This window comes from Gordonia sp. UBA7860 (genome assembly GCF_002500165.1).
Taxonomy (GTDB): Bacteria; Actinomycetota; Actinomycetes; order Mycobacteriales; family Mycobacteriaceae; genus Gordonia; species Gordonia sputi.
In genome coordinates this window covers 1-21711 of sequence record NZ_DLSO01000073.1, presented here as the reverse complement: position 1 = coordinate 21711, position 21711 = coordinate 1, and the positions used below count along the sequence as shown (strand labels likewise).

The window sequence follows — 21711 nt, the reverse complement described above, 5'->3', positions numbered from 1 at the left end:
CTCACAACGCCCGTGCCGCCCAGCGTGCTGCGGGGCATCAGAAGGACGATGGCGTCTCACAGATTGCACGTATTCATGAAGCCTGTGCACCTTATAGCCGTCTCGACGCAGTAGATCGTATAGCCGCCGCGAAGAAATGGAGTCGGGATAGTCGTGGTCGGGTCTCGGCGTGGCGCACCCGCTGTTGCTGGATGCTTTGCGAACTGCTTCCCTGGGGACCGACCACCAGAGAGTCCCCGAAGACGTTGGCTTCCAGAATTAGTTCGATTACCCAACGCAAAACAAAAGGTCAGGCAGCGTTTCCGCAACCTGACCTGATGTACCGCTTTGAGCTGAACTGCTCGTGGTGGGCGAAGGGGGACTTGAACCCCCACGTCCCGAAGGACACTGGCACCTGAAGCCAGCGCGTCTGCCATTCCGCCACTCGCCCGTGGCCGCCGAAAACCGGCGGGCATGCCGTCGAACTGGGTAGCTCGACGACTGGAGAACGATAGCAACAATGCGGCGCCGATGTAAAACTCGGGCGGGCGGGGGTCTCGACAGGCTCGACCAGCGTGGGTGGGGCTCGACCAGCGTGCGAGGTGGTCTCGACAAGCTCGACCAGCGGAGCGAGGCTCGACCGGCGAGGGCGGGCTCGGGCAGCGAGTGGTCTCGACAAGCTCGACCAGCGGGTGTGGGCTCGACCCTGAAGTCATAGTTGAAGCTGCGGCGGTTGATCTGAGACGGTGTTAGCCGTAAGTATCGGTATCATCAATCAAGGTCACTTGCACGACGACACGCCACCAGGGCTGCGAAGGGAGGTCGACGATGGGAATCCTGCAACGATTCGAGCGCAAACTCGAGGGGGCCGTCGACGACGGCTTTGCGCGCGTTTTCGGTGGTCAGGTTGCTCCGCAGGAGATCGAGAACGGCCTGCAGCGCGAGGCCGAGGAGTCGTTGGAGAGCCTCGGCGACGGCACGGTGCTGGCGGCGAACAGCTACTCATTGTTGTTCAGCCCGACCGACCACCAGCACATCGCCACTGAGTACGAGTTGAACCGCAAGACGTTCTCCAAGCACCTGGAAAACTTCATCGCCGACAACGGATGGCAGACGTATGGGAAGGTCGTCGTAGAGTTCGACCAATCGCCGTCGTTGCACACCGGTATCTTTCGTGCCCGTGGTCGGGTCGATCCGGATGCGAGCCCGCGTCCGGTCGGATCCGCTCCAGGCGCGGGTAACGATGCTTCAGAACCACCGCGGGCCGCACGTGGTTGGCCCCCGGGGCCGCAAGCCCAGCCGCCGACTGCCGGTCCGCCCCCACAACCACACGCACCACAACAAGTAGGAGTCCCAGCCATGACGCAGAACCCCGGTTACGACCAGCGGCGAGGCGCAGAACCCGCTTACGACGACGCCCGGGGCTACGGCCAGGGCCAGCAGGAACACGGACACGAGTACGCCCAGCAGGGCTACGACTACCAGCAGGGCGGCTACGGACAGGGCTACGAGCAGGCTCCCGGCTACGGACAGCAGGGTGGCTACTACCCGGCGCAGGGCCAGCAGCCCGCATACGGATACGAGCAGCAGGGATACGAGCAGCAGGGTTACGCTCAGCAGCCCGGCTACGACCAGGGCTACGCACAGCAGCCCGGATACGGCCAGCAGGACTACGACTACGCCCAGGGCTACCCGCAACAGGGTTACGACCAGGGCTACGGCCAGCAGGGATATGAGCAGGGCTACGCACAGCAGCCCGGCTACGGATACGACCAGGGCTACGGACACCCCGGCGGCTACGCACCCGCAGCGATCACGCTGCTCCTCGAAGACGGCAGCAACCGCACCTTCCAGTTGCGTGAGGGCTCCAACGTCATCGGTCGCGGCCAGGATGCGCAGTTCCGCCTCCCCGACACCGGCGTCTCGCGTCGCCACGTCGAGATCCGCTGGGACGGCAGCACCGCCATGCTCACCGACCTCAACTCCACCAACGGCACGACCGTCAACGACGTCCAGGTCAACAGCTGGGAGCTCGCCGACGGCGACCGCATCCGCATCGGTCATTCGGACATCACCGTCCGGTTCCAGTAAGGCCGCTGCACCTGCCAGTTAGCCGGATCGACGCCCGTGGCATCGTCTGATGACGCCCGGCGTCGATACACAACTGTCACTTTCGAATGACGGTGATCGGGACTCTGGCCCATAAGATGCAGTCGGGATCCGTTGTCGCACGCGAAGCGTCGGCACGCGGACGTACTTTGTAGTGACGGATGCTTGCTTTGTAGTGACGGATACTCGGGGAGGTGAGGACTTAGATGCAGGGCTTGGTTCTGCAGTTGACCCGTATCGGGTTTCTGGTCCTCCTCTGGTTGTTCGTCTACGCGGTCATCCGCACCCTGCGCGCCGACATCGCCACGGCGTCGGGCTCACGCCTCTCCCGCTACTCCGGAGCCGACCGGCGTCGTCGAAAATCCGCGACGGCCAAGGGGTCGGCACGCTATCTGGTCGTCACGCACGGCGCTCTGGCGAATACGCGCATCACCTTGGGTCAGCAGCCGGTCCTGATCGGCCGAGCCGACGATTCGACGCTCGTCCTCACCGACGACTACGCGTCGGAACGCCACGCACGGCTCTCGCGCCGCGGCGACGACTGGTACGTCGAAGACCTCGGTTCGACGAACGGCACCTACCTCGACCGCTCGAAGGTGACCACAGCCGTGCGCGTCCCGTTGAGCACGCCGATCCGTATCGGCAAGACCGTGATCGAGTTGCGCCCGTGACACTGGTGTTGCGCTACATCGCGCGGAGCGATCGTGGGTTGGTCCGCGCGAACAACGAAGACTCGTTCTACGCCGGTCCCCGACTACTCGCACTCGCCGACGGCATGGGCGGACATGCGGCGGGCGAGGTGGCCAGCCAGTTGGTCATTCAGGCGCTACGCACACTCGACGACGACGAGCCCGGCGGCGATCTGCTCGCCGCCCTCGACCGCGCAACCCACCGCGGCAACGCGGCCATCGCCGCACAGGTCGAACGCTCCCCCGACCTCGACGGCATGGGCACGACGCTGACCGCGATCCTGTTCGCGGGCAGCAGGATCGGGCTCGCCCACATCGGTGACTCGCGCGGCTACCTCTTCCGCGACGGCGAGCTCACACAGATCACGCGCGACGACACTTTCGTCCAGACGCTGGTCGACGAAGGTCGTATCACCGCCGAGCAGGCACACACCCATCCGCAACGCTCGCTCATCATGCGCGCGCTGACCGGTACGGAGGTCGAGCCGACTCTCACGATCCGCGAGGCACGCGCCGGCGATCGGTACCTGCTGTGCAGCGACGGACTCTCCGACGTCGTGAGCGAGGAGACCATCTCCGAGACGCTCGGCTCCATCGACGACGAGAAGGAGTGCGCCGACCGTCTCATCGAACTCGCACTGCGCGGCGGCGGCCCCGACAACGTCAGCGTCGTACTGGCCGACGTCGTCGACACGCAGTATGGCGAGTCGCGACCCATCGTCGGCGGTGCGGCGGGCGACGACGCCGAGCAGAACTACACGCCCGATCCCAAGACCGCGGCCGGTAGGGCCGCAGCACTGCGTCCGCCGGCAGCAGCTCCCCAGCGTCCGACGATCCTCACAGACGACGAGAACGAGCCTCCGCAGCGTCGAAGTCGTTGGGGCCGTTGGGTTTTTGCGGGCATCGTGGCGCTGGTCATCGCAGCGCTGATCGCAGGCTTCTTCCTGACCCGCGGACTGTTGCGCAGCACGTATTACGTCGGCGAAGACAACAACAAGGTCACCATCTTCCAGGGCTCGCCCGACAAGATCCTGTTCTTCTCGTCGAGCAAGGCGTCGGAGAGGGTCTGCGTCACCAACGTCGCGACCGACGCCCCGACCGTGAGTTTCCAGTCGGTCGACAGCAAGGACGAGTGCCGTCGGCTGAGCCTGTCCGACCTGGACTCGGCCAGCGTGAACACCGTCCGCACCTTCGGGGTGAGCAAGGTCGACCTCGACGACGCCCGCAACCGGGTACGTCGACTCACCTTCCTACCCCTGTGCCGACCCGCGCCGACCACCACCGAGCCCGCGCCGGCGCCCGGCGCGACACCCGGAGCCCCCACGCCCGGCACACCGCCTCCCGCGAGCCCGGCACCGAACACCGCCCTGCCCGCGCGGTTCACGCTGCCGCCGGTCGCCGAGCCGTCGAGTCCGGCCCCATCGACAACTTCTGTCCCGTCGACGACGCCCGCCCCTTCCGGTTCGACGCCTGCGCAGCCTCAATTCGACGACGGACCGTGTCGGGAACCGTAGATGTCGCAACCGTCGAATCCTCAAGCCCAGCACGCGCCGCCGCGTGAACCGGCCCGCCAGACCGGGCGCACCGTCGAGATGATCCTCCTGATCTTCGCGATCGGTGTGGTGACGATCGCCTTGATCATCGTGCAGGCCGCACAGAGCCAGTCACTGACGTGGGATCTGCTCAAGTACGTGGCCGCCTACACGGCGCTGTTCGCGATCGCGCATCTCGTCGTACGACGGTATGCGCCCCACGCCGATCCGGTGCTGTTGCCAATTGTGGCCGTGCTCAACGGAATCGGGCTCGTGCTGATCCACCGCCTCGACCTCGGGTCGGGTCCGCGTGGCGAGGAGATCAGCCCGACCGAGCAGACCAACAACGCCGATCAGCAGTTGTTGTGGGCGTTGCTCGGCATCATCGTGTTCGCGGTGATCCTGATCTTCATCCGCGATCACCGGACACTCTCGCGCTACGCGTACACCCTTGGCCTCGGCGGCGTGATCTTCTTGGCGATTCCGGCGATCCTGCCGGCGTCGATGTCGGAGATCAACGGGTCGAAGAACTGGATTCGCACGCCTATCTTCAACATTCAGCCCGGCGAGTTCTCCAAGATCCTGATCATCATCTTCACCGCGGCGTTGCTGGTCTCCAAGCGCGACCTGTTCACGACGGCCGGTAAGCACTTCCTCGGGATGGACCTGCCGCGTGCCCGCGACCTCGGACCGCTGCTGATCGCGTGGCTGGTGACCATCGGCATCTTCGCCCTCGAGAACGACCTCGGCGGGCCGCTGCTGATCTTCTCGACGATCCTCGCGATGCTCTACGTCGCCACCGGCCGAGCGGGCTGGGTGGCGATCGGTGTCACCCTTTTCGTCGCGGGAGCGGTACTGGCGTACCAGTTGTTCCCGCATCTGCAGGTGCGCGTTCAGGTGTGGCAAGACCCCTTCGCGACCTTCGACACCACCGGTTATCAAGTGGGACAGAGCCTCTTCGGGCTCGCGACCGGCGGATTGTTCGGCACCGGACTCGGCTCCGGGCGCCCCAACATCGTTCCGTTCGCCAACACCGACTTCATCATCGCGACCATCGGTGAGGAGCTCGGCCTGGTCGGGCTGACGGCCGTGATGATGCTCTACCTGATCTTCGTGATGCGCGGTCTGCGCACGGGTGTCGCCGTCCGCGACAGCTTCGGCAAACTGCTCGCCACCGGCCTCTCGTTCACGATGGCCGTGCAGATCTTCGTGGTCGTCGGCGGCGTCACCAAACTCATCCCGCTGACCGGTCTCACGACGCCGTTCGTGTCGTACGGCGGGTCGTCGTTGCTGGCGAACTACATCCTGCTCGCGCTGCTGATCCGCGTCTCCAACGCCGCGCGCGAACCCGACCCGACGAAGCGTCGGCCTACGCCGAAGCCCATTGAGTCGCTGCCGACACAGGCGGTGCGGCAGGCATGAACGCTCCGATCCGCCGGGTCTCGATGGTGGTCATCGTGATGATCATCGTGTTGCTCGCCAACGCCACCTACGTCCAGGTCTTCAAGGCCGACGCCCTGAAATCCGACCCGCGCAACAACCGGGTGCTGCTCGACGAGTACTCCCGTCAGCGCGGTGCGATCACTGCGGGTGGCGAGGTCATCGCGGTGTCGGTGCCCACCGACAGCAGGCTGAAGTTCCTGCGGAGCTATCCGCCCGAGGGCGCCGAGGCGTTTGCCCCCGTGACCGGCTACTTCTCGTACCAGTACGGCAGCACCGAGGTCGAGCGCTACGAGAACTCATTTCTCTCCGGAAGCGACGACAGGCTCTTCGGGCAGCGCTTCACCGACATGTTCTCCGGGCGGGATCCGCGCGGCGGCAACGTCGTGACGACGATCAATCCCCGCCTGCAACGCGTCGCCTACAACCAGATGCGCAACGGCTGCAACGGTGGTTGTCGCGGAGCGGTTGTCGCGATCGCGCCGAACACCGGCAAGATCCTCGCGATGGTCTCGACACCGAGCTACGACCCGAACAAGCTGGCCAGCCACGACCAGTCGGTGCGCGAGACGGCCTGGTCGTCGTGGAACGACCCGAACGGCTCGGAGCCGATGCTCAACCGCGCGATCAATCAGCTCTACCCGCCCGGTTCGACGTTCAAGGTGGTCACCTCCGCGTCGGCGCTGCGAGCAGGGGTGTCGCCGGATGTGCGCCTCACCGCGGCGTCGCAGTTCCCGCTGCCCGACACGACGATCTCGCTACCCAACTACGGCGGCGAGACGTGCCCGGGATCGTCGGGCGGCACTGTCTCGATGGTGACGGCGTTGAAGTACTCGTGCAATACCGCTTTCGCCGACCTCGTGACGAACAAGATGCCCAACGCGACGTCGAACTTCAAAGACGCCGCTCGACGCTTCGGCCTCGACGAAGCCGGACCGGAGATTCCGATGCCGGTCGCGCAATCGACCGTCGGAGAGATCCCCGACCGTGCCGCGCTGGCGCAGTCGGCGATCGGACAGCGTGACGTGCGCCTGACCCCGCTGGAGAACGCGATGATCGCGGCGACCGTCGCCAACGGTGGGGTGCGGATGCAGCCTTATCTGGTGGATAAACTGCAATCGGCAGATCTGCGCACGCTGAGCACAACTCAGCCGACAACGATCAACGAACCGATCACCTCCGACCAGGCGGCCACGCTGACCAGCATGATGGTCGAGTCGGAACGGGCAACCGCGGGAGCGGGTGGCCCGGTGTCGATCGCGTCGAAGACCGGCACGGCCGAACACTCCGACACGAGCGCAGGTGGCGACTCGGAGACCCCGTACTCCTGGTACATCGCGTTCGGACCGTCGTCGAATCCGCAGATCGCCGTCGCCGTGATCGTGGAGAACGGCGACTACGGTGTGAACTCGGTCGGCGGAACCGTCGCCGCACCGATAGGACGAGCTGTGATCAACTCACTGGTGGGAGGTGGACGATGAGCCTGCAGAACGGCACGATCATCGCCGACCGCTATCGCCTGATCCGGCTCATCGCGACCGGCGGCATGGGACAGGTCTGGGAGGCCGTCGACACGCGCCTGAACCGTCGGGTCGCGGTCAAGGTCCTCAAGGCCGAATACTCCGACGACCCTGAGTTCACCGCCCGCTTCCGCACCGAGGCGCAGACGACGGCCAAGCTCAACAACCCGGGCATCGCGAACGTCTTCGACTACGGCGAGACGCCCGACCGCGCAGGCGGCGGTCCGCTGGCCTATCTGGTGATGGAGCTCGTCGACGGCGAGCCGCTGAACTCGGTCATCTCCCGGCTCGGGCGGCTCTCGCTGACCAACACACTCGACATGCTCGAGCAGACCGGCCGCGCGCTGCAGGCCGCACACACCGCGGGCCTCGTGCACCGCGACGTGAAGCCCGGCAACATCCTCATCACGCCCGCCGGGCAGGTGAAGATCACCGACTTCGGCATCGCGAAGGCAGTCGACGCCGCCCCGGTGACCCAGACGGGCATGGTGATGGGTACCGCCCAGTACATCTCGCCCGAGCAGGCAACCGGCGACGAGGCGACCGCGGCGTCGGACGTTTATTCGCTCGGCGTCGTCGGATACGAGGCGCTGACGGGGCGTCGACCATTCCTCGGCGACGGCGCGATCACCGTCGCGATGAAGCACATCCGCGAGACCCCGCCGCCGCTGCCTGCGAACGTGCCCGCATCGGTGCGTGAGCTGATCGACATCACGTTGTCGAAGGACCCCAAGCAGCGCTACGCCAACGGTGGCGAGTTCGCCGACGCGGTCGCCGCGGTGCGTGCGGGTCGTCGACCACCCGCCCCCGGCGGCGCCGGAGCCGTCGGTGCTGCGGGCGCCGCTGCGGCAGGAGCCGCGGGTGGTGCCGCGCTCGCCCGCGGAACCGGCGCAACCCGCGCGATGACGGGTGGAGTGCCGCCGACGGGGACAGCACGCAGCGCGACGCAGGGAACGAGTCGCACGCCGACGTCGTACGGCCAGACGTCGTATCCGCAGACCTCGTACCCCCAAACCTCCTACCCGCAGACCTCGTCGACGCCGCCGTCGAACAACAACAACGGGTGGACCACCGGCCAGAAGGTGCTCGCGGGCATCGCGGGTGTGCTGCTGCTCGGCGCCATCGGACTGATCGGTTTCTGGCTGGCGAACCTTGATTCGGGATCGTCGGAGACGCCGACGCCGTCGACGACGGCCACGCAGACCACAACCGCTGTCCCGACCACGGCCGAACAGCAAGAACCCGAGGCGACGACCCGCGACCGGACCACGACGACGCGTCGCACGACCACCACCGAGCAACCGACGACCGAGGATCAGACCACCCAACAGGAGACCGAGGAGCCGACCACGACCAACGGCGACTCCGGTGCACCGACCGTGACCGGACAGTTCTGTCCGCCCTTCTGTCTGCCGAGCCGATGACCGCGACCCCGCACCATCTCTCCGACCGCTACGAACTGGGCGAGACGCTCGGGTTCGGCGGGATGTCGGAGGTGCACTTCGCTCGTGATCTCCTGCTCAACAGGGACGTCGCGATCAAGGTGCTGCGCGCCGATCTCGCGCGTGACCCGTCGTTCTACCTTCGCTTCCGCCGCGAGGCGCAGAACGCCGCGAAGCTCAATCACCCGACCATCGTCCAGGTCTTCGATACCGGCGAATCCGAGACACCCGACGGGCCGCTGCCGTTTATCGTCATGGAGTACGTCGACGGTGAGACGCTGCGAGATGTGTTGCGCGCCAACGGCCCGGTGTCTCCGCGGCAGGCGATGACGTGGATGGCCGACGTCGCGGCGGCGATGGACTTCAGCCACCGCAACGGGATCGTGCACCGGGACATGAAGCCCGCCAACGTCATGATCGACAAGGCCGGCGCGGTCAAGGTGATGGACTTCGGCATCGCCCGCGCCATCAGCGATTCGACGTCGACGATGACGCAGACGTCGACCGTGATGGGCACCGCCCAGTACCTGTCGCCGGAGCAGGCGCGCGGCATCAAGGTCGATCCGCGCAGCGACATCTATTCGATGGGTTGCGTGCTGTTCGAGTTGATGACCGGCGAGCCGCCGTTCACTGGTGATTCGCCCGTCGCCGTCGCCCATCAGCACGTCCACGAGGACCCGCCCTGGCCGTCGTCTATCCGACCCGAGATCCCACGCGAGCTCGACTCCGTGGTGCTCAAGGCGATGAGCAAGAACAAGGAGAACCGGTATCAGTCGGCTGCCGAGCTGCGTGCCGATCTGATTCGCGTGCTCGCGGGCGGTCGGCCGTCGGCTCCGCTGCTGCTCACCGACGAGGACCGCACCGAGTTCCTCGACACCGGTCCTCGACGCGCCGCTCGCGGCTCGGACGGGGGCGGCACCGGCGGTGGTGGCGACGACGGCTCCGGCGGTTCGGACGGCAACACTCCTCGACGCGCCAGTGACAACACCCCTACTCGACGACGCTCTCGCGGACTGGTCCTCGGGTCGGTCGCGGTCGTCGTGCTGCTGCTCGCAGGACTGCTGCTGTGGTGGGCTCCATGGGCGTCGGAGAGTGCGCGACAAATCGCGGTGCCGTCGGTGAGCGGCCTCTCGTCGCAGGACGCCGAGAACAACCTGCTGCGCGCGGGATTCAAGGTCAAACAGCTCCAAGAACCGAGCCTCGACGTGAAGGCCGGGACCGCGACAAGGTCGGCGCCGGGCGCGAACGTGCTGGCACCGGACGGCTCCGAGGTGACGCTGTACGTGTCGTCGGGACCTCCGCGGCATCAGATGCCGTCGTTGCAGGGCAAGACACCGGATGAGGCGACCGACGCGCTGAAAGTGCTCGGATTCACCAACATCCGGACCGACGAGGTCGATTCGACGGCGGCGCTCGACGGCAAGGTCGTGAACACGACACCCGCGTCCGGCACCGACGCCGCGGTGAACGGACCGGTCGTGCTGCACGTCGGGTCCGGTCCACGGCAGGTGACCGTGCGCGACGTCGTCGGTATGCGTGAGGACCAGGCCCGTACGCTGCTGGAACAGTCCAATCTGAAGATGGTCGTCGTACAGGGAGATTCGAATCGACCTGTCGGCGAGATCATCAGCTCGTCTCCGCCCGCCGGAACGTCGGTCGACGAGGGCACCACCGTTCAGGTGACGGTTTCGCGCGGCAACCAGTTCACGATGCCCGACCTGCGCGGCCAGACACCCGATCAGGCGCGCTCGACGCTGCAGTCGCGCGGATGGTCGGATTCGACGCTGACACAGTCGACGAAGGGCGTGCCGCTGGGCAGTCCGGACATCGGCAAGATCGTCGACCAGCAGCCTGCCGCGGGCTCACAGATGAGCCGCAACGACGCCGTCACGGTGACCGTCGGACAGCTCAGCCTGCTGCCAAACTAGGACGCTTCACGGCGGTGTGCTGGCCGTCAGCCCAGCGCGGCTCAGCCCAGCGCGGCGGCCATCTCCTGTTCGAGCGCGTCGACCAGACCGGCGTCGACCTTGATGCCCGCGACGGCGAGCCAGTTGGCCAGCATCCGGTGTCCGCCCTGGGTGAGCACACTCTCCGGGTGGAACTGGACCCCGTGAATGGGCAGGTCGCGGTGGCGCATGGCCATGACGATTCCGGTATCGGTGCGCCCGGTCACGACGAGTTCGTCGGGGATGGTCTCAGGGAGCACGGTGAGCGAGTGATAGCGCGTCGCGGTGAACGGATCCGGCAGTCCCGCCAGGACGCCGTCGTCGTCGTGGATGACCTGCGACGTCTTGCCGTGCAACAGTTCCGGGGCGCGGTCGACCGTCGCGCCGAAGGCTGCGCCGATCGCCTGATGTCCGAGGCAGACTCCGAGCAATGGGATTTCGTCCGACGCCGCGAGTTTCACCAGCGGGATCGTCGCGCCCGCTCGCTGTGGGGTGCCGGGGCCCGGGCTGAGGAGCACGGCGTCGAATCCTTCGATCGCTCGACGCAGTGATTCTGCGGTGAACTCGCCGTCGGCGTCGGAGAGGACCGGGTCGTCGTTGCGCCAGACCGTGACGTCGAGGCCGCCTTGCTGGTCCGCGGCTGAGCCGCCTAGTTGACCCAGGTACTGGACCAGGTTGTAGACGAAGCTGTCGTAGTTGTCGATGACGAGCACGCGGCCCAGGGGCTGCGCGGTTCCGTCTACGGCGGGCGTATTCACAGGCTCAGGTTACTCGGCGCTCGTCAGGGTGGTCTCGACAAGCTCGACCAGCGGGAAACGCTCGAACAGCGAAAGGAGCTCGAGCAGGGGTTGGCACCCTTCCCGCTGATTGAGCCGGCCGCGAGCGCAGCGAGCAGCCGAGTCGAAATCACCCGCGTGGTCTGGACAACCTCGACCAGCGGGTGCAGCTCGACCAGCGGGGTGAGCTCAACCAGCCGGCGGGCGCCCCACCGCTGATTGAGCCGGCCGCGAGCGCAGCGAGCAGCCGAGTCGAAATCACCAGCGGGGTCTCGACAAGCTCGACCAACGGGAAACGCTCGACCAACGGGAAACGCTCGACCAGCGGGGTCTCGACAAGCTCGACCAGCGGGAAACGATCGACCAACGAAGGAGCAGCTCGACCAGCGGAGTGACTCGACCAGCGAGCGGGGTCGGACGCGGCGACCAGGTGAGATACCGTGTAAGGCGAGTGATCTGCACCCAACAGAGGAAGTCATGCCGAAGTCTAAAGTCCGGAAGAAGACCGATTACACGATCAACCCGGCGTCGCGCACGCCGGTCAAGGTCAAGACCGGTCCCTCCAGCAGCATCTATGTGGGCGTCATGCTCGGTCTGATGCTCCTCGGCCTCGCATGGCTGATCGTCTACTACCTCGCTGCGAGCTCGACCACCTACGGCGGCGAAGGCCAGGTTCTCCACTGGATGGCCAACCTCGGATCGTGGAACTTCCTCATCGGCTTCGCCCTGATGGTCGTCGGCCTTCTGATGACCATGAGATGGCGCTGACCTGCACTAACAGGTTCGGACAATCATCCACAGCCGTTAATCACATGTGTGTAATTCATCCCCACTGTGAGTAACTGCTGTGGATAACCGTTCCGACTTGTCCACAGGCGAATGGTCGACGCCGCGACCCGCTGCCGCAGCACTGCTGGTCGGCGGCCTGCTTCTCGTCGTCCTTGGGATAATCGCGGCGTCGGATCCCGCAGGCATGGTCCTGATGGTCGTTGCCGGCCTCTTGCTGTTGGCATTCGGGACGTACGCGTGGACGATCCGGCCCCGCCTCGCGGTCAGTCCGGGCCCGGTCCTGCACATCCGGACGCTGTCGGGCACGCGCGACTGCACGCCCGCGCAGATCGATCAGATCAAGGTGCTCAACATCCGCCGCATCGGACGTCGCAGCGGGCAACTCGAGATCGACGTGATCCCCGACGACGCCGCTCCCACCGGCCAGTCCGATGGCCTACGACTCGACACCAAGCTCTACGTCTTCGGCCGCTGGGATCTCGGCGCCACACCCGCTGACGTCGCCGAACAGCTGCGGCAGGCCGGCTTCGACGTCGACGGCTGACCCATCACGATCACCCCTCGAGCTACCTCGCGGGGGTGCGAATTACATGTGTGTAATTCATCCCCACTGTGAGTAACTCCTGTGGACAACTTGCTGACTCGTTGATTACCGGTGTTGCCGAGACTCGCTCAGAGCAGGCCCGACTTCAAGGCAGACCCGACCTCAGAGCAGGCCTGACCTCGAGCTGCCGGCGATAACGCCGAGCGCGATGGCGACGATGAGCAGCACGACCAGCGCTATCCACCCCACGCGTGAGGCGTTGCGCTGCGTGCGCGACTCGTCGGGCAGAAGCGTTGCCGGGAGGTAAATGACAGCGGCTGTCGCCGCGGCGCCGAACACCAGGCCGCCAACGTGGGCGGCAAGCGAGATCCCGGGCATCGTCACCGAGAAGACCAGGTTGATCACGATGATCGTGATGACTCCGGTCGGGGAAATTCTCGCTTTGACCACGATGACGAGCATCGCGCCCATCAATCCGTAGATCGCTCCGGATGCCCCGGCGCTGCGAACGTTGCCCGCTTCGAACAGCATCACCGCGGCGCTGCCGCCGAACAGCGCGATGAAGTAGACCATCAGAAAGCGACTGTGGCCGAGCGCGGTCTCGAGGTCGCGGCCGAGGATGTAGAGCGAGATCATGTTCAGCGCGATGTGCATCACGGTGAAGTGGAGAAAACCTGCGGTGAGCAGGCGCCAGTACTCGCCGTTGGCGACGTCGGCTCTCACGAGGTCGCCGTGCTGGAAGAGAGGCGCGAGCCCGGCGTCGAACGACTTCGCCTGGATCACGCAGAGCGCGAAGATCACCACGTTGACGGCGATCAGCGCATAGGTGCCGATCGGGGTGTTGCGAGAGACCCTCGGCGTCGACATTTGTGCGGTTCCGACGCTCGATGCCGCGCGCCGCGATCCGTCGTCGCCGCGACATTCGACGCAGTGTTGCCCGACGGCCGAAGGCGTAAGGCACTCCGGACACGCCGACCGCCCGCACCTGCTGCAGGAGAGCAGGGTCGAGCGGTCGGGGTGCCGGTAGCAGACCTGCGACGCGCGCGCCGGTTGCTGCGGTGTGTTCAGTTGATCTCGATCTTCTCGATGACGACCGGGTCGAGCGGACGGTCAGAGCGATCGGTGGACGTCGTCGCAATCGCGTCGACAACCTGCTGCGATGCGGGATCGGTCACCTCACCGAAGATGGTGTGGCGACGGTTGAGGTGCGGCGTCGGGCCGACGGTGATGAAGAACTGCGATCCGTTGGTTCCCGGTCCGGCGTTTGCCATCGCAAGGAGGTACGGACGGTCGAAGGAGAGCTCCGGGTGGAACTCATCCTCGAAGCGGTATCCGGGGCCACCGCGGCCGGTGCCCGTCGGATCGCCGCCCTGGATCATGAAGCCCTCGATGACGCGGTGGAACACCGAGCCGTCGAAGAACGGTCCGGAGTTGCCTCCGGAAGCGTTGGGCTCGCTGTACTCCTTGCTGCCATCGGCGAGGCCGGTGAAGTTGGCAACAGTCTTGGGTGCGTGATTTCCGAACAGGTCGACAACGATGTCACCGCGGTTGGTGTGGATGGTCGCGGTCTGCGTTTCAATACTCACGCCCTCCATACAACCACCTCAGCGCCGGTAGGTGTCAGAAGTGGCATCCGCCCGCAGCGAACTGGCACGCTGTGCACATGCAGAAGAAGCAGGTGCTCGCCATCGCAGGGGGACTCGCGCTGGTATCGGCCGTGGCGGCGGCCGTCATCGTCGTACTTCGTCGGAGTCGGCAGGAGCCCCCACCGATCTCGGCAACGGTTCCTCGGATCGACGAACTGCCGCCCACTATCAGCGCTGGTTCCGACGCCGAGTAGCCCGACCGCAAGGTCGCCGAGTCGACGGTCCATGCGGTCTCGGGACACCGGTGCAGGTAATTTGGACCCGTGAACTCCGACGACACCCGAGCCGACGACGCCGACAGCGAGGCGGGCGTGAACCGAGCATCGGGGTGGTCTGCTCCCCTCTCTAGCGACGATGCCTCGGACAGGCCATCGCAGCCGGTGACTGGCTCCACGTCGCGTCCCACGCCTGCCCGGGACGCAGTATCGCCTGCTCCCGCGCCGTGGGAGCGCGCGAACGGACCGTCGTCGGGCTGGTCTGTCCGCACCGACGAACGCAGCGGCGGCCCTGCTCCGCGCGACGGCGGGCTTGCGCCGCGCGACGTCGGGCCCGCGCCTCGCGACGTCGGGCCTGGTTCGCGCAGCGTCGGGCCTGCGCAGCGGGATAGCGGCTACGTCCCGCGTGACAGCGGACTTGCACCGCGGAGCGTCGATCCAGCGCGTCGCGACGGTAGTCCCGCGCCCCGCGACGGTGGTCCCGCGCCCCGCGACGGTGGTCCCGCGCCCCGCGACGGTAGTCCCGCGCCCCGCGACGGTAGTCCCGCGCCCCGCGACGGTGGTCCTGTCCCGCGCAGCGCTCCCAGCGATCAACCCGGCACAGGTCCCGGCCCGCGCGTCGCCAATCCCACCTTCACCGGGAACAGGCCGCCGCCCCCACGCCCCGCAACCGGGGCCGGCCCGGCACCCTCACAGGGCGGCCGGCCGCTTCCGCCGAACACCGGTCCACGTCCGGGATGGCAGGTCGGCGCCCCGCCGCAACGCCCGCCCGCACCCGGCGCGCAGCCCGCTCCAGGAACCGGACAGACAGCGGGAAGACCGTCGGGACAGGGGTCCGCGCCACCGCAGCGGCAGGGCGCGCCCGTGCCACCGCCCCCGGGACGCAGAGCCGCGATCGGCGCGCCGGGCGGCCCTCCCCCACGCGCCGGTGATCCGAGTGGACGAGCTGGCACGACGCCGCCGCCGACCGAAAGTTCTTCCGGCACAAGCGAGTACGCACGAGCCGGAGAACGTGTGTTCGTCCCGCCTCAGCGCGACGTCCCTGCGAGCACTCCCTCGCGCGACGCTCGACCGGTCGGCCCGGACGAGGCATCAGCAACGCAGGCATACTCAGCCGTGAATGAACCGTCGAACCGCAAAGGCATCGGTTCCCGCGTCGAAGACCAGGAGGAGCCCGTGGCCCCGCCTCGGACTGCAGCACCGGCATCGTCGTCAACAAAGACGATGAACCGTACGGCGATCTGGGCATTCGTGTTGTCGCTACTGGGCATCACGTCGCCGATCGGCATCTACCTCGGCTACCGCGCGCGCGATGAGATCCGCTCGCGACGCCAGTACGGCGCGCCGTTCGCGACCGTGGCGATCCGTCTTGGCTGGACGTGGGTTGCCGTCGCCGTCGTCGCACTTCTGGTGTATCTGTTCATCTTCGTCTTCTGACGGGGTCGTCTCCTGACCGGTTGTCTTCTGGTCAGATGCTGCTATTGATTCAGCGATCGTTGAATAGGTGTGCACTCCGGCCCATCCGAGCCGCCACATTGGACGAATACCGTGAGTACTCTCGTCCACAGTCGGCTCTGATCGACGTCTGCCGGCGCACGACTCCGCAAAGGATCTCCATGCCGAAGCTCTCTTTTCCACGCTCGCGTTCCGGGCGTGACCGTCGCATCTCCCCCCTGAACAGTGCCGTACGTCGGATAGCGCTCCTGACGGGTTCGCTCGTCGTCGCTGCCGGCGGTGTTCTCGCCGCAGCGCCACATGCAGCTGCGGCGTCGTGTCCCGATGTCGAGGTTGTGTTCGCTCGCGGAACGGCTGAAACCGCGCCGCCCGTCGGGCTTACGGGATTGTCGTTTGCGCAGGCGCTGAGGTCGCAACTGCCGGGCAAGTCGGTAGCTGTCTACGGCGTCAACTACCCCGCCAGCAACAACTTCAACAACCGTGTGGCGTTTGTACGCAATGTGGTCGACGGCATCACGGATGCGCAGGATCACATCAGGGCAACTGCGGCCCGGTGCCCGAAGACAGGAATCGTCCTCGGCGGCTACTCACAGGGCGGCGCGGTCGCGGCATACGCAGCAAACAGCGGGATTGCCGTTCCCGCGCGCTACGCCGAGTACGCGTCGCAGGCTCCCAAGGCCATGCCGGCCGAGGTGGAACCGCATGTGAAGGCCGTCGTCCTGTTCGCTCCGCCGTCGGACCGGTGGATCCGCGACGTCGGTGCACCTGAGATGAACGTCGGACCGCGGTACAAGCCCAAGACCGTCACCTACTGCATCGCAGGCGACGTCGTATGCGACGGCGCTCCGGTCGGCCAGCCGAACGGGCTGCACGTGCTGTACGCCGTGAACGGCATGAACGTCCAGGCCGCGCAGTACGCGGCAGCGCGGCTGTAGTCGCTGCGGCTGTAGTCAGTCGTTGGCGGTGCGCGACGCGGCGGCCTGTGCGGCCGCGTCGCGCGCTATCTCTCTGCCGGCCACGGAAGCACCACTGGTCAGCAATGCACGCCTCCATGGAACGACGCCCTCGATCTCGATCTGAATCGACATCGACAGCACGGTCCGGATCAGAACGATGATTCCGAGGATCAACGCGTCCTCGATCGACGGCTTGGATGTGATCGTGCGGATCAGGTCTGCTGCCACGAGCACCTCGAGGCCAAGCAGGATCGCCGCGCCGAGGGTGTTGCGCAGCGTCGAATAGGCGGTTTGGCCGCCCTCACCGCGTCGGAGCGCTCGACCGGCCAGTATCAGCGACATGATGAACCCGAGGACCATCGTCAACGCACCGATCGCCTCGAACGCCACAGCGACCCCGGAGAAGACTTCCTCGATGTGCATGTGGAGAGAGTACGCAGCAGTCCGCCGTCGCGGCGGTGCAACGACACGCGTTGTGGCGGTGCAACGGCACGCGTTGTGAGATCGAGGTGTTGGTCGGCGTGTTGGGGCCCGAGTGTGCCTGCCGCGGTTCGTTTGGGTGCGGCTGGCGGCGGGGGTTTGGGTGGTCTCTGCTCGACGCTGCCACCCGGCGGCGTACGGCCCAAGCTGGTCGTCGACGACAGTCCGCGGGAATGTACGAACGCGGAAGGTACAAAACTAGGGGAAGGTTCTCTCCGCTAGTTTCTGCGCGGCGGGCGGACTCTTCCGCGAGAAACTGCACGCCGGGTGGACTCTTCCCCGAGAAACTGCGCGGCAGGCGTACTCTTCCCTCAGTTTCTGCGCGGCTGGCGGACTTCTTCCCCCAGTTTCAGCGCCTCCGCGGGACTTTCCCCGTGTCTCGTACCCTTCCCCTAGCAACAACTCGAGGAAAGGTACAGGACCCGCGGAAAGGTTCTTTCCCCTAGTTTCTGCGCGGGAGGTGGACTCTTCCCCGAGAAACTCCGCGGGACAACGCCGGGCACCTGAAACGGCTCCGAGGGCGATACGAACTGGAATCAGACGCCGCGCGGTGCGCGTCCCAGGGCCGAGAAGTACATGCTTGTGGAGCCTAGGAGATTCGAACTCCTGACATCTGCCTTGCAAAGGCAGCGCTCTACCAACTGAGCTAAGGCCCCGTGCCGGGCGTCGAAAATACGACCGACGGGTTGCGAAACGGGCTGACGAACAACCACTCGCAGTGGGCCTAGGAGGACTTGAACCTCCGACCTCTTCGTTATCAGCGAAGCGCTCTAACCGCCTGAGCTATAGGCCCGTGAACCGAGGATTGAGGTTACCCGACGAGGTCGTCAACAACCAAAACGGCTGGTCAGGGTGGTCTCGACAAGCTCGACCAGCGGGGGTCGGCACGACCAGCGGGTGCGGCCTGCCGGAGTGGTCTCGACAAGCTCGACCAACGGGAGTCGGCACGATCAGCGGGAGTCGGCACGACCACCGAGTGCGGCCTGCCGGAGTGGTCTCGACAAGCTCGACCAACGGGGCTCAGCTCGACCAGCGGGGGGTCAGCCCGACCAGCGGGGCTCAGCCCGACCAGCGGGGCCAGCTCGACCAGCGCGAGCCAACTCCACCAGCGGCGGTCAGCCCCACCAGCGGGGTCGGCTAGTCCAGATCCCCCAGCGTTACCTCGGCGCCGCCGACGAGGTCGGCGCACAGGTTGTAGATGTACGCGCCGATGGTGGCGATGGCGGTCAGCAGGATCGCGTTGATCGCGCCGAGCAGCACGGCGTAGCCGAAGATCGTGCCTGCACCGATGACGTCGCCCTCGCTCGACGACCCGTCGGCGGTGACAAGGGTGCCGAACGAACTGTTGATCTGGTCCCAGACGCCCATGCCGTCGAGGATCAGGTACAGCACGGCCACGGCGATCATCCAGATGAAGAATCCGACGACAGCGAGCACGGCGGAGATCTTGAATGTGGCCCACGGGTCGATCCGGCGGATCTGCACGGCGGCACGCAGCGCCGTCGCATGACCGACCTGAGCCGGTGCCGGGCGCGGAGCCGCCGCAGCAGCTACCTCAGCGGGTTGGCGAACCTCTGCGGTGTGATGAATCTGGTCGAGGTCGGGCAGTTGCTCGTCCTCGGACGGGTCGCGCACGATCGTCCGCGTAGGTGACTCGACAAAGCCGGTACGTGCACCCGTGCCGCCCCCCACAGAGGTCGACGACGCAGCCGGGCGAGACGGTCCGTCCGTGCGGGCGGGATTGTCGAGCTTGGTGACCGGTGCCTGTCCCCCGGCCGGTTCGGAGGTCACCATGCCGCGCGGCGGCGGGCCGCCCTTTCCACTCGGCGGCGGGCCGCCCTTTCCGTTTGGCGGCAGGCCCCCATTTGGTGGCGGGCCGTTCTGGCCGTTGGGTGCCTGCGGCGGCACTCCACCGCGCTGCCAGGGCGGCACCAGGCCACCCTGCTTGGGAGCTCCGACCGGGCTCTGGTTCTTCGATGGCATCGAGGGATGGGTCACCGCGTCTGACCCGGAGTTCTGAGCACCCGAAGGACCCGGACCGGACGACCGAGCCGGACCCCCGGGATTACCGGAGTCGGTGGGGCCCGAAGGCCGGCCGGTCGTCGACTTCTTGTCGTCCGGGTCGTTCGGTGTGCTCACTCGTGTTCCCTCACTCCATAACGCGTGCTATCCCAGCCACAACGACGCGGGCCGGCGTTGCACACCACACTAACGGTTGAACCGCTCCCACTGGCTGAAGCGACCGCCGTGGGGTCGACACTGGCGCGCCGAACCCCCAGGGCTACTCGGCAGCAGCCTCGACGTCGGGCTCATCGGCGTTCCGTGCGATGGCGATCAGGGTTGTCCCCTCATCGAGGTTCATCAGACGGACACCCTTTGTCTGACGTCCGGCCTTGCGCACCTGCTTGGCGGCCGTGCGGATGACACCGCCGCCCGAGGTGATCGCGTAGAGCTCCGAATCGTCGTCGACGATGATCGCGCCGATCAGTACGCCGCGTCTGCGGTCGTGCTGAATGGTCAGCACTCCCTTGCCGCCGCGGCCCTGCACCGGGTAGTCGTCCATCGGAGTGCGCTTGGCGTAGCCGCCCGACGTCGCGACCAGGAGGTAGGTGCCCTCACGCACGACGTTGAGCGAGAGCAGCTCGTCGTCGCCGTTGAAGCGCATGCCCTGAACGCCGGAGGTCTGGCGTCCCATCGGTCGCAGGGTCTCGTCGTCGGCGTGGAACCGGATCGACTGGCCCTTCTGGGAGACGAGCAGCAGGTCGTCGTCGGAGCTGCAGAGCTGTGCTCCGACAAGTTCGTCCTCACCGCGGAGGTTGATGGCCGCGATACCGCCAGAGCGGTTGGAGTCGAAGTCTTCGAGCTTGGACTTCTTCACCAGACCATTGCGGGTGGCGAGCACCAGATACGGCGCATCCTGATACGTCTTGAGCTGGATGACCTGAGCGATCCGCTCCTCCGGCTGGAAGGCCAGCAGGTTGGCGACGTGCTGGCCGCGCGCGGTGCGGTTGGCCTCAGGAAGCTCGTACGCCTTGGCGCGGTAGACGCGACCCTTGGTGGTGAAGAACAGGATCCAGTCGTGGGTGGAGCTCACGAAGAAGTGCTTGACGATGTCGTCCTGCTTGAGGCCTGCACCCTGCACACCCTTGCCGCCACGTCGCTGACTGCGGTACAGGTCGGTCTTCGTGCGCTTGGCATATCCGGTCTCGGTGATGGTGACGACGACGTCTTCGCGCGCGATGAGATCCTCGTCGGTGACGTCTCCGTCTGCGGCGATGATCTTTGTTCGACGCTCATCGCCGAACTTCTCGACGACCACCTTGAGCTCGTCACGCACGATGGCGCGCTGACGCTCGGGCTTGGCGAGGATGTCCTTGAGGTCGGCGATCTCGAGTTCGATCTCGGCCAACTCATCGATGATCTTCTGGCGCTCGAGTGCGGACAGACGACGCAACTGCATCGCCAGAATGGCGTCGGCCTGGATCTCGTCGATGTCGAGGAGACCGATGAGGCCCTGTCGCGCCGCGTCGGTGTTGGCCGACGCACGGATCAGTGCGATCACTTCGTCAAGTGCGTCAAGGGCTTTCACGAGACCGCGCAAAATGTGCGCGCGTTCTTCTGCCTTGCGCAACCTGTACCGCGTACGACGCACGATGACGTCGATCTGGTGCGCGACGTAGTAGCGGATCATCTGGTCGAGACGCAGGGTGCGCGGCACGCCGTCGACGATGGACAGCATGTTGGCGCCGAAACTGGTCTGCAACTGGCTGTGCTTGTAGAGGTTGTTCAGCACGACCTTGGCGACGGCGTCGCGACGCAGGGTGACGACGATGCGCATGCCGTCGCGATCGGAGGACTGATCCTCGATTCGACTGATGCCCTTGAGTTTTCCCTCGTTGACCTGTTCGGCGATCGACGCGATCAGGTTGTCGGGGTTGACCTGGTACGGCAGCTCGGTGACGACGAGGGTGGTGGTGCCCTTGTTCTCCTCGATGTCGACGACGCTTCGCATACGGATGCTGCCGCGGCCTGTCGTGTAGGCATCGCGGATGCCCTGGCTGCCGACAATCAGTGCGGCCGTGGGGAAGTCGGGCCCCTTGATGGCTTCCATGCACGCCGCGAGCATGGTTTCCTCGTCGGCCTCGGGATTCTCCAGAGCCCAAAAGACCGCGTCGGCAACCTCATTGAGGTTG

The 21711-nt window shown here is 66.2% G+C and carries 18 protein-coding genes and 3 tRNA genes; 12 read left to right on the top strand and 9 right to left on the bottom strand.

Annotated elements, in window-relative coordinates; genetic code table 11:
- Positions 1-344: 344 nt before the first annotated feature.
- A tRNA-Leu gene (locus tag B3T59_RS09675) sits at positions 345-430 on the bottom strand.
- A 377-nt stretch (positions 431-807) separates the two neighbouring features.
- On the opposite strand from B3T59_RS09675, the gene B3T59_RS09670 reads away from it, so the two are divergent.
- The 7 genes from B3T59_RS09670 to pknB all read left to right on the top strand — a co-directional run bounded on the left by B3T59_RS09670 (position 808) and on the right by pknB (position 10639).
- Positions 808-2070: a DUF3662 and FHA domain-containing protein gene (locus tag B3T59_RS09670; protein ID WP_005205860.1), complete on the top strand. Its 1263-nt coding sequence runs from the start codon at positions 808-810 to the stop codon at positions 2068-2070.
- A 224-nt stretch (positions 2071-2294) separates the two neighbouring features.
- On the top strand, positions 2295-2759 hold the full coding sequence (locus B3T59_RS09665; RefSeq protein ID WP_005205861.1) for an FHA domain-containing protein FhaB/FipA: 465 nt from the start codon (positions 2295-2297) through the stop codon (positions 2757-2759).
- Positions 2756-4291, top strand: coding sequence for a PP2C family protein-serine/threonine phosphatase (locus B3T59_RS09660; RefSeq protein WP_005205863.1), 1536 nt, complete (start codon positions 2756-2758; stop codon positions 4289-4291). Before B3T59_RS09665 ends, B3T59_RS09660 begins: the two co-directional genes overlap by 4 nt.
- Positions 4292-5731: an FtsW/RodA/SpoVE family cell cycle protein gene (locus B3T59_RS09655; protein ID WP_005205864.1), complete on the top strand. Its 1440-nt coding sequence runs from the start codon at positions 4292-4294 to the stop codon at positions 5729-5731.
- Positions 5728-7230, top strand: coding sequence for a peptidoglycan D,D-transpeptidase FtsI family protein (locus tag B3T59_RS09650; RefSeq protein ID WP_287002121.1), 1503 nt, complete (start codon positions 5728-5730; stop codon positions 7228-7230). The genes B3T59_RS09655 and B3T59_RS09650 overlap by 4 nt, the downstream gene beginning before the upstream one ends.
- Positions 7227-8693, top strand: coding sequence for a serine/threonine-protein kinase (locus B3T59_RS09645; protein ID WP_005205866.1), 1467 nt, complete (start codon positions 7227-7229; stop codon positions 8691-8693). The genes B3T59_RS09650 and B3T59_RS09645 overlap by 4 nt, the downstream gene beginning before the upstream one ends.
- A complete protein-coding gene (gene pknB, locus B3T59_RS09640; RefSeq protein ID WP_287002120.1) occupies positions 8690-10639 on the top strand; it encodes a Stk1 family PASTA domain-containing Ser/Thr kinase in 1950 nt (649 codons plus the stop codon). The genes B3T59_RS09645 and pknB overlap by 4 nt, the downstream gene beginning before the upstream one ends.
- A 41-nt stretch (positions 10640-10680) precedes the next feature.
- On the opposite strand, the gene B3T59_RS09635 is transcribed toward pknB, so the two are convergent.
- Positions 10681-11415, bottom strand: coding sequence for an aminodeoxychorismate/anthranilate synthase component II (locus tag B3T59_RS09635; protein WP_287002119.1), 735 nt, complete (start codon positions 11413-11415; stop codon positions 10681-10683).
- 495 nt (positions 11416-11910) lie between these two features.
- Here B3T59_RS09635 and crgA point away from each other — a divergent pair, with 495 nt between their 5' ends.
- Positions 11911-12201: a cell division protein CrgA gene (crgA, locus tag B3T59_RS09630; protein WP_005205869.1), complete on the top strand. Its 291-nt coding sequence runs from the start codon at positions 11911-11913 to the stop codon at positions 12199-12201.
- Between the two features lie 79 nt (positions 12202-12280).
- Positions 12281-12766: a PH domain-containing protein gene (locus tag B3T59_RS09625; protein WP_287002118.1), complete on the top strand. Its 486-nt coding sequence runs from the start codon at positions 12281-12283 to the stop codon at positions 12764-12766.
- A gap of 162 nt (positions 12767-12928) precedes the next feature.
- Here the strand turns inward: B3T59_RS09625 and B3T59_RS09620 are convergent, their stop codons facing one another.
- Together B3T59_RS09620 and B3T59_RS09615 are read right to left on the bottom strand one after the other, a co-directional pair.
- Positions 12929-13633: a rhomboid family intramembrane serine protease gene (locus B3T59_RS09620; RefSeq protein WP_005205874.1), complete on the bottom strand. Its 705-nt coding sequence runs from the start codon at positions 13631-13633 to the stop codon at positions 12929-12931.
- A gap of 197 nt (positions 13634-13830) precedes the next feature.
- Complete coding sequence (locus B3T59_RS09615) at positions 13831-14361, bottom strand: peptidylprolyl isomerase (protein WP_082933721.1); 531 nt, start codon at positions 14359-14361, stop codon at positions 13831-13833.
- A 68-nt stretch (positions 14362-14429) separates the two neighbouring features.
- On the opposite strand from B3T59_RS09615, the gene B3T59_RS09610 reads away from it, so the two are divergent.
- The 3 genes from B3T59_RS09610 (at position 14430) to B3T59_RS09600 (ending at position 17017) form a co-directional block, all read left to right on the top strand.
- Positions 14430-14606 carry a hypothetical protein gene (locus B3T59_RS09610; protein ID WP_210734711.1) on the top strand — a complete coding sequence of 59 codons (177 nt, stop codon included), beginning with the start codon at positions 14430-14432 and terminating at the stop codon, positions 14604-14606.
- 1245 nt (positions 14607-15851) lie between these two features.
- The gene (locus B3T59_RS09605) at positions 15852-16064 is read left to right on the top strand and encodes a DUF4190 domain-containing protein (protein WP_210734719.1); all 213 of its coding nucleotides are present in this window, start codon (positions 15852-15854) and stop codon (positions 16062-16064) included.
- A gap of 179 nt (positions 16065-16243) precedes the next feature.
- The gene (locus B3T59_RS09600) at positions 16244-17017 is read left to right on the top strand and encodes a cutinase family protein (protein ID WP_005205879.1); all 774 of its coding nucleotides are present in this window, start codon (positions 16244-16246) and stop codon (positions 17015-17017) included.
- A 15-nt stretch (positions 17018-17032) separates the two neighbouring features.
- Here B3T59_RS09600 and B3T59_RS09595 read toward each other — a convergent pair whose 3' ends face one another.
- The 5 genes from B3T59_RS09595 to B3T59_RS09575 form a co-directional block, all read right to left on the bottom strand.
- Positions 17033-17461: a DUF1622 domain-containing protein gene (locus B3T59_RS09595; protein WP_005205881.1), complete on the bottom strand. Its 429-nt coding sequence runs from the start codon at positions 17459-17461 to the stop codon at positions 17033-17035.
- A gap of 640 nt (positions 17462-18101) precedes the next feature.
- A tRNA-Ala gene (locus tag B3T59_RS09590) sits at positions 18102-18174 on the bottom strand.
- Positions 18175-18237: 63 nt separating this feature from the next.
- Positions 18238-18311 (bottom strand) — tRNA-Ile (locus tag B3T59_RS09585).
- Positions 18312-18655: 344 nt separating this feature from the next.
- The gene (locus B3T59_RS09580) at positions 18656-19657 is read right to left on the bottom strand and encodes a DUF3566 domain-containing protein (protein ID WP_005205883.1); all 1002 of its coding nucleotides are present in this window, start codon (positions 19655-19657) and stop codon (positions 18656-18658) included.
- 142 nt (positions 19658-19799) lie between these two features.
- Positions 19800-21711 (bottom strand): DNA gyrase C-terminal beta-propeller domain-containing protein (locus B3T59_RS09575; RefSeq protein WP_287002117.1); only part of this gene is annotated, 1912 nt, incomplete at its 5' end.

Bases quoted from the DNA above. Each gene is read 5' to 3' on its own strand.
- B3T59_RS09650 (WP_287002121.1), top strand. From the start codon at position 5,728: ATGAACGCTCCGATCCGCCGGGTCTCGATGGTGGTCATCGTGATGATC.
- B3T59_RS09620 (WP_005205874.1), bottom strand. From the start codon at position 13,633: ATGTCGACGCCGAGGGTCTCTCGCAACACCCCGATCGGCACCTATGCG.
- B3T59_RS09670 (WP_005205860.1), top strand. From the start codon at position 808: ATGGGAATCCTGCAACGATTCGAGCGCAAACTCGAGGGGGCCGTCGAC.
- B3T59_RS09610 (WP_210734711.1), top strand. From the start codon at position 14,430: ATGCAGAAGAAGCAGGTGCTCGCCATCGCAGGGGGACTCGCGCTGGTA.
- B3T59_RS09665 (WP_005205861.1), top strand. From the start codon at position 2,295: ATGCAGGGCTTGGTTCTGCAGTTGACCCGTATCGGGTTTCTGGTCCTC.
- B3T59_RS09595 (WP_005205881.1), bottom strand. From the start codon at position 17,461: ATGCACATCGAGGAAGTCTTCTCCGGGGTCGCTGTGGCGTTCGAGGCG.
- B3T59_RS09600 (WP_005205879.1), top strand. From the start codon at position 16,244: ATGCCGAAGCTCTCTTTTCCACGCTCGCGTTCCGGGCGTGACCGTCGC.
- B3T59_RS09615 (WP_082933721.1), bottom strand. From the start codon at position 14,361: ATGGAGGGCGTGAGTATTGAAACGCAGACCGCGACCATCCACACCAAC.
- B3T59_RS09655 (WP_005205864.1), top strand. From the start codon at position 4,292: ATGTCGCAACCGTCGAATCCTCAAGCCCAGCACGCGCCGCCGCGTGAA.
- B3T59_RS09605 (WP_210734719.1), top strand. From the start codon at position 15,852: ATGAACCGTACGGCGATCTGGGCATTCGTGTTGTCGCTACTGGGCATC.
- B3T59_RS09645 (WP_005205866.1), top strand. From the start codon at position 7,227: ATGAGCCTGCAGAACGGCACGATCATCGCCGACCGCTATCGCCTGATC.
- crgA (WP_005205869.1), top strand. From the start codon at position 11,911: ATGCCGAAGTCTAAAGTCCGGAAGAAGACCGATTACACGATCAACCCG.
- pknB (WP_287002120.1), top strand. From the start codon at position 8,690: ATGACCGCGACCCCGCACCATCTCTCCGACCGCTACGAACTGGGCGAG.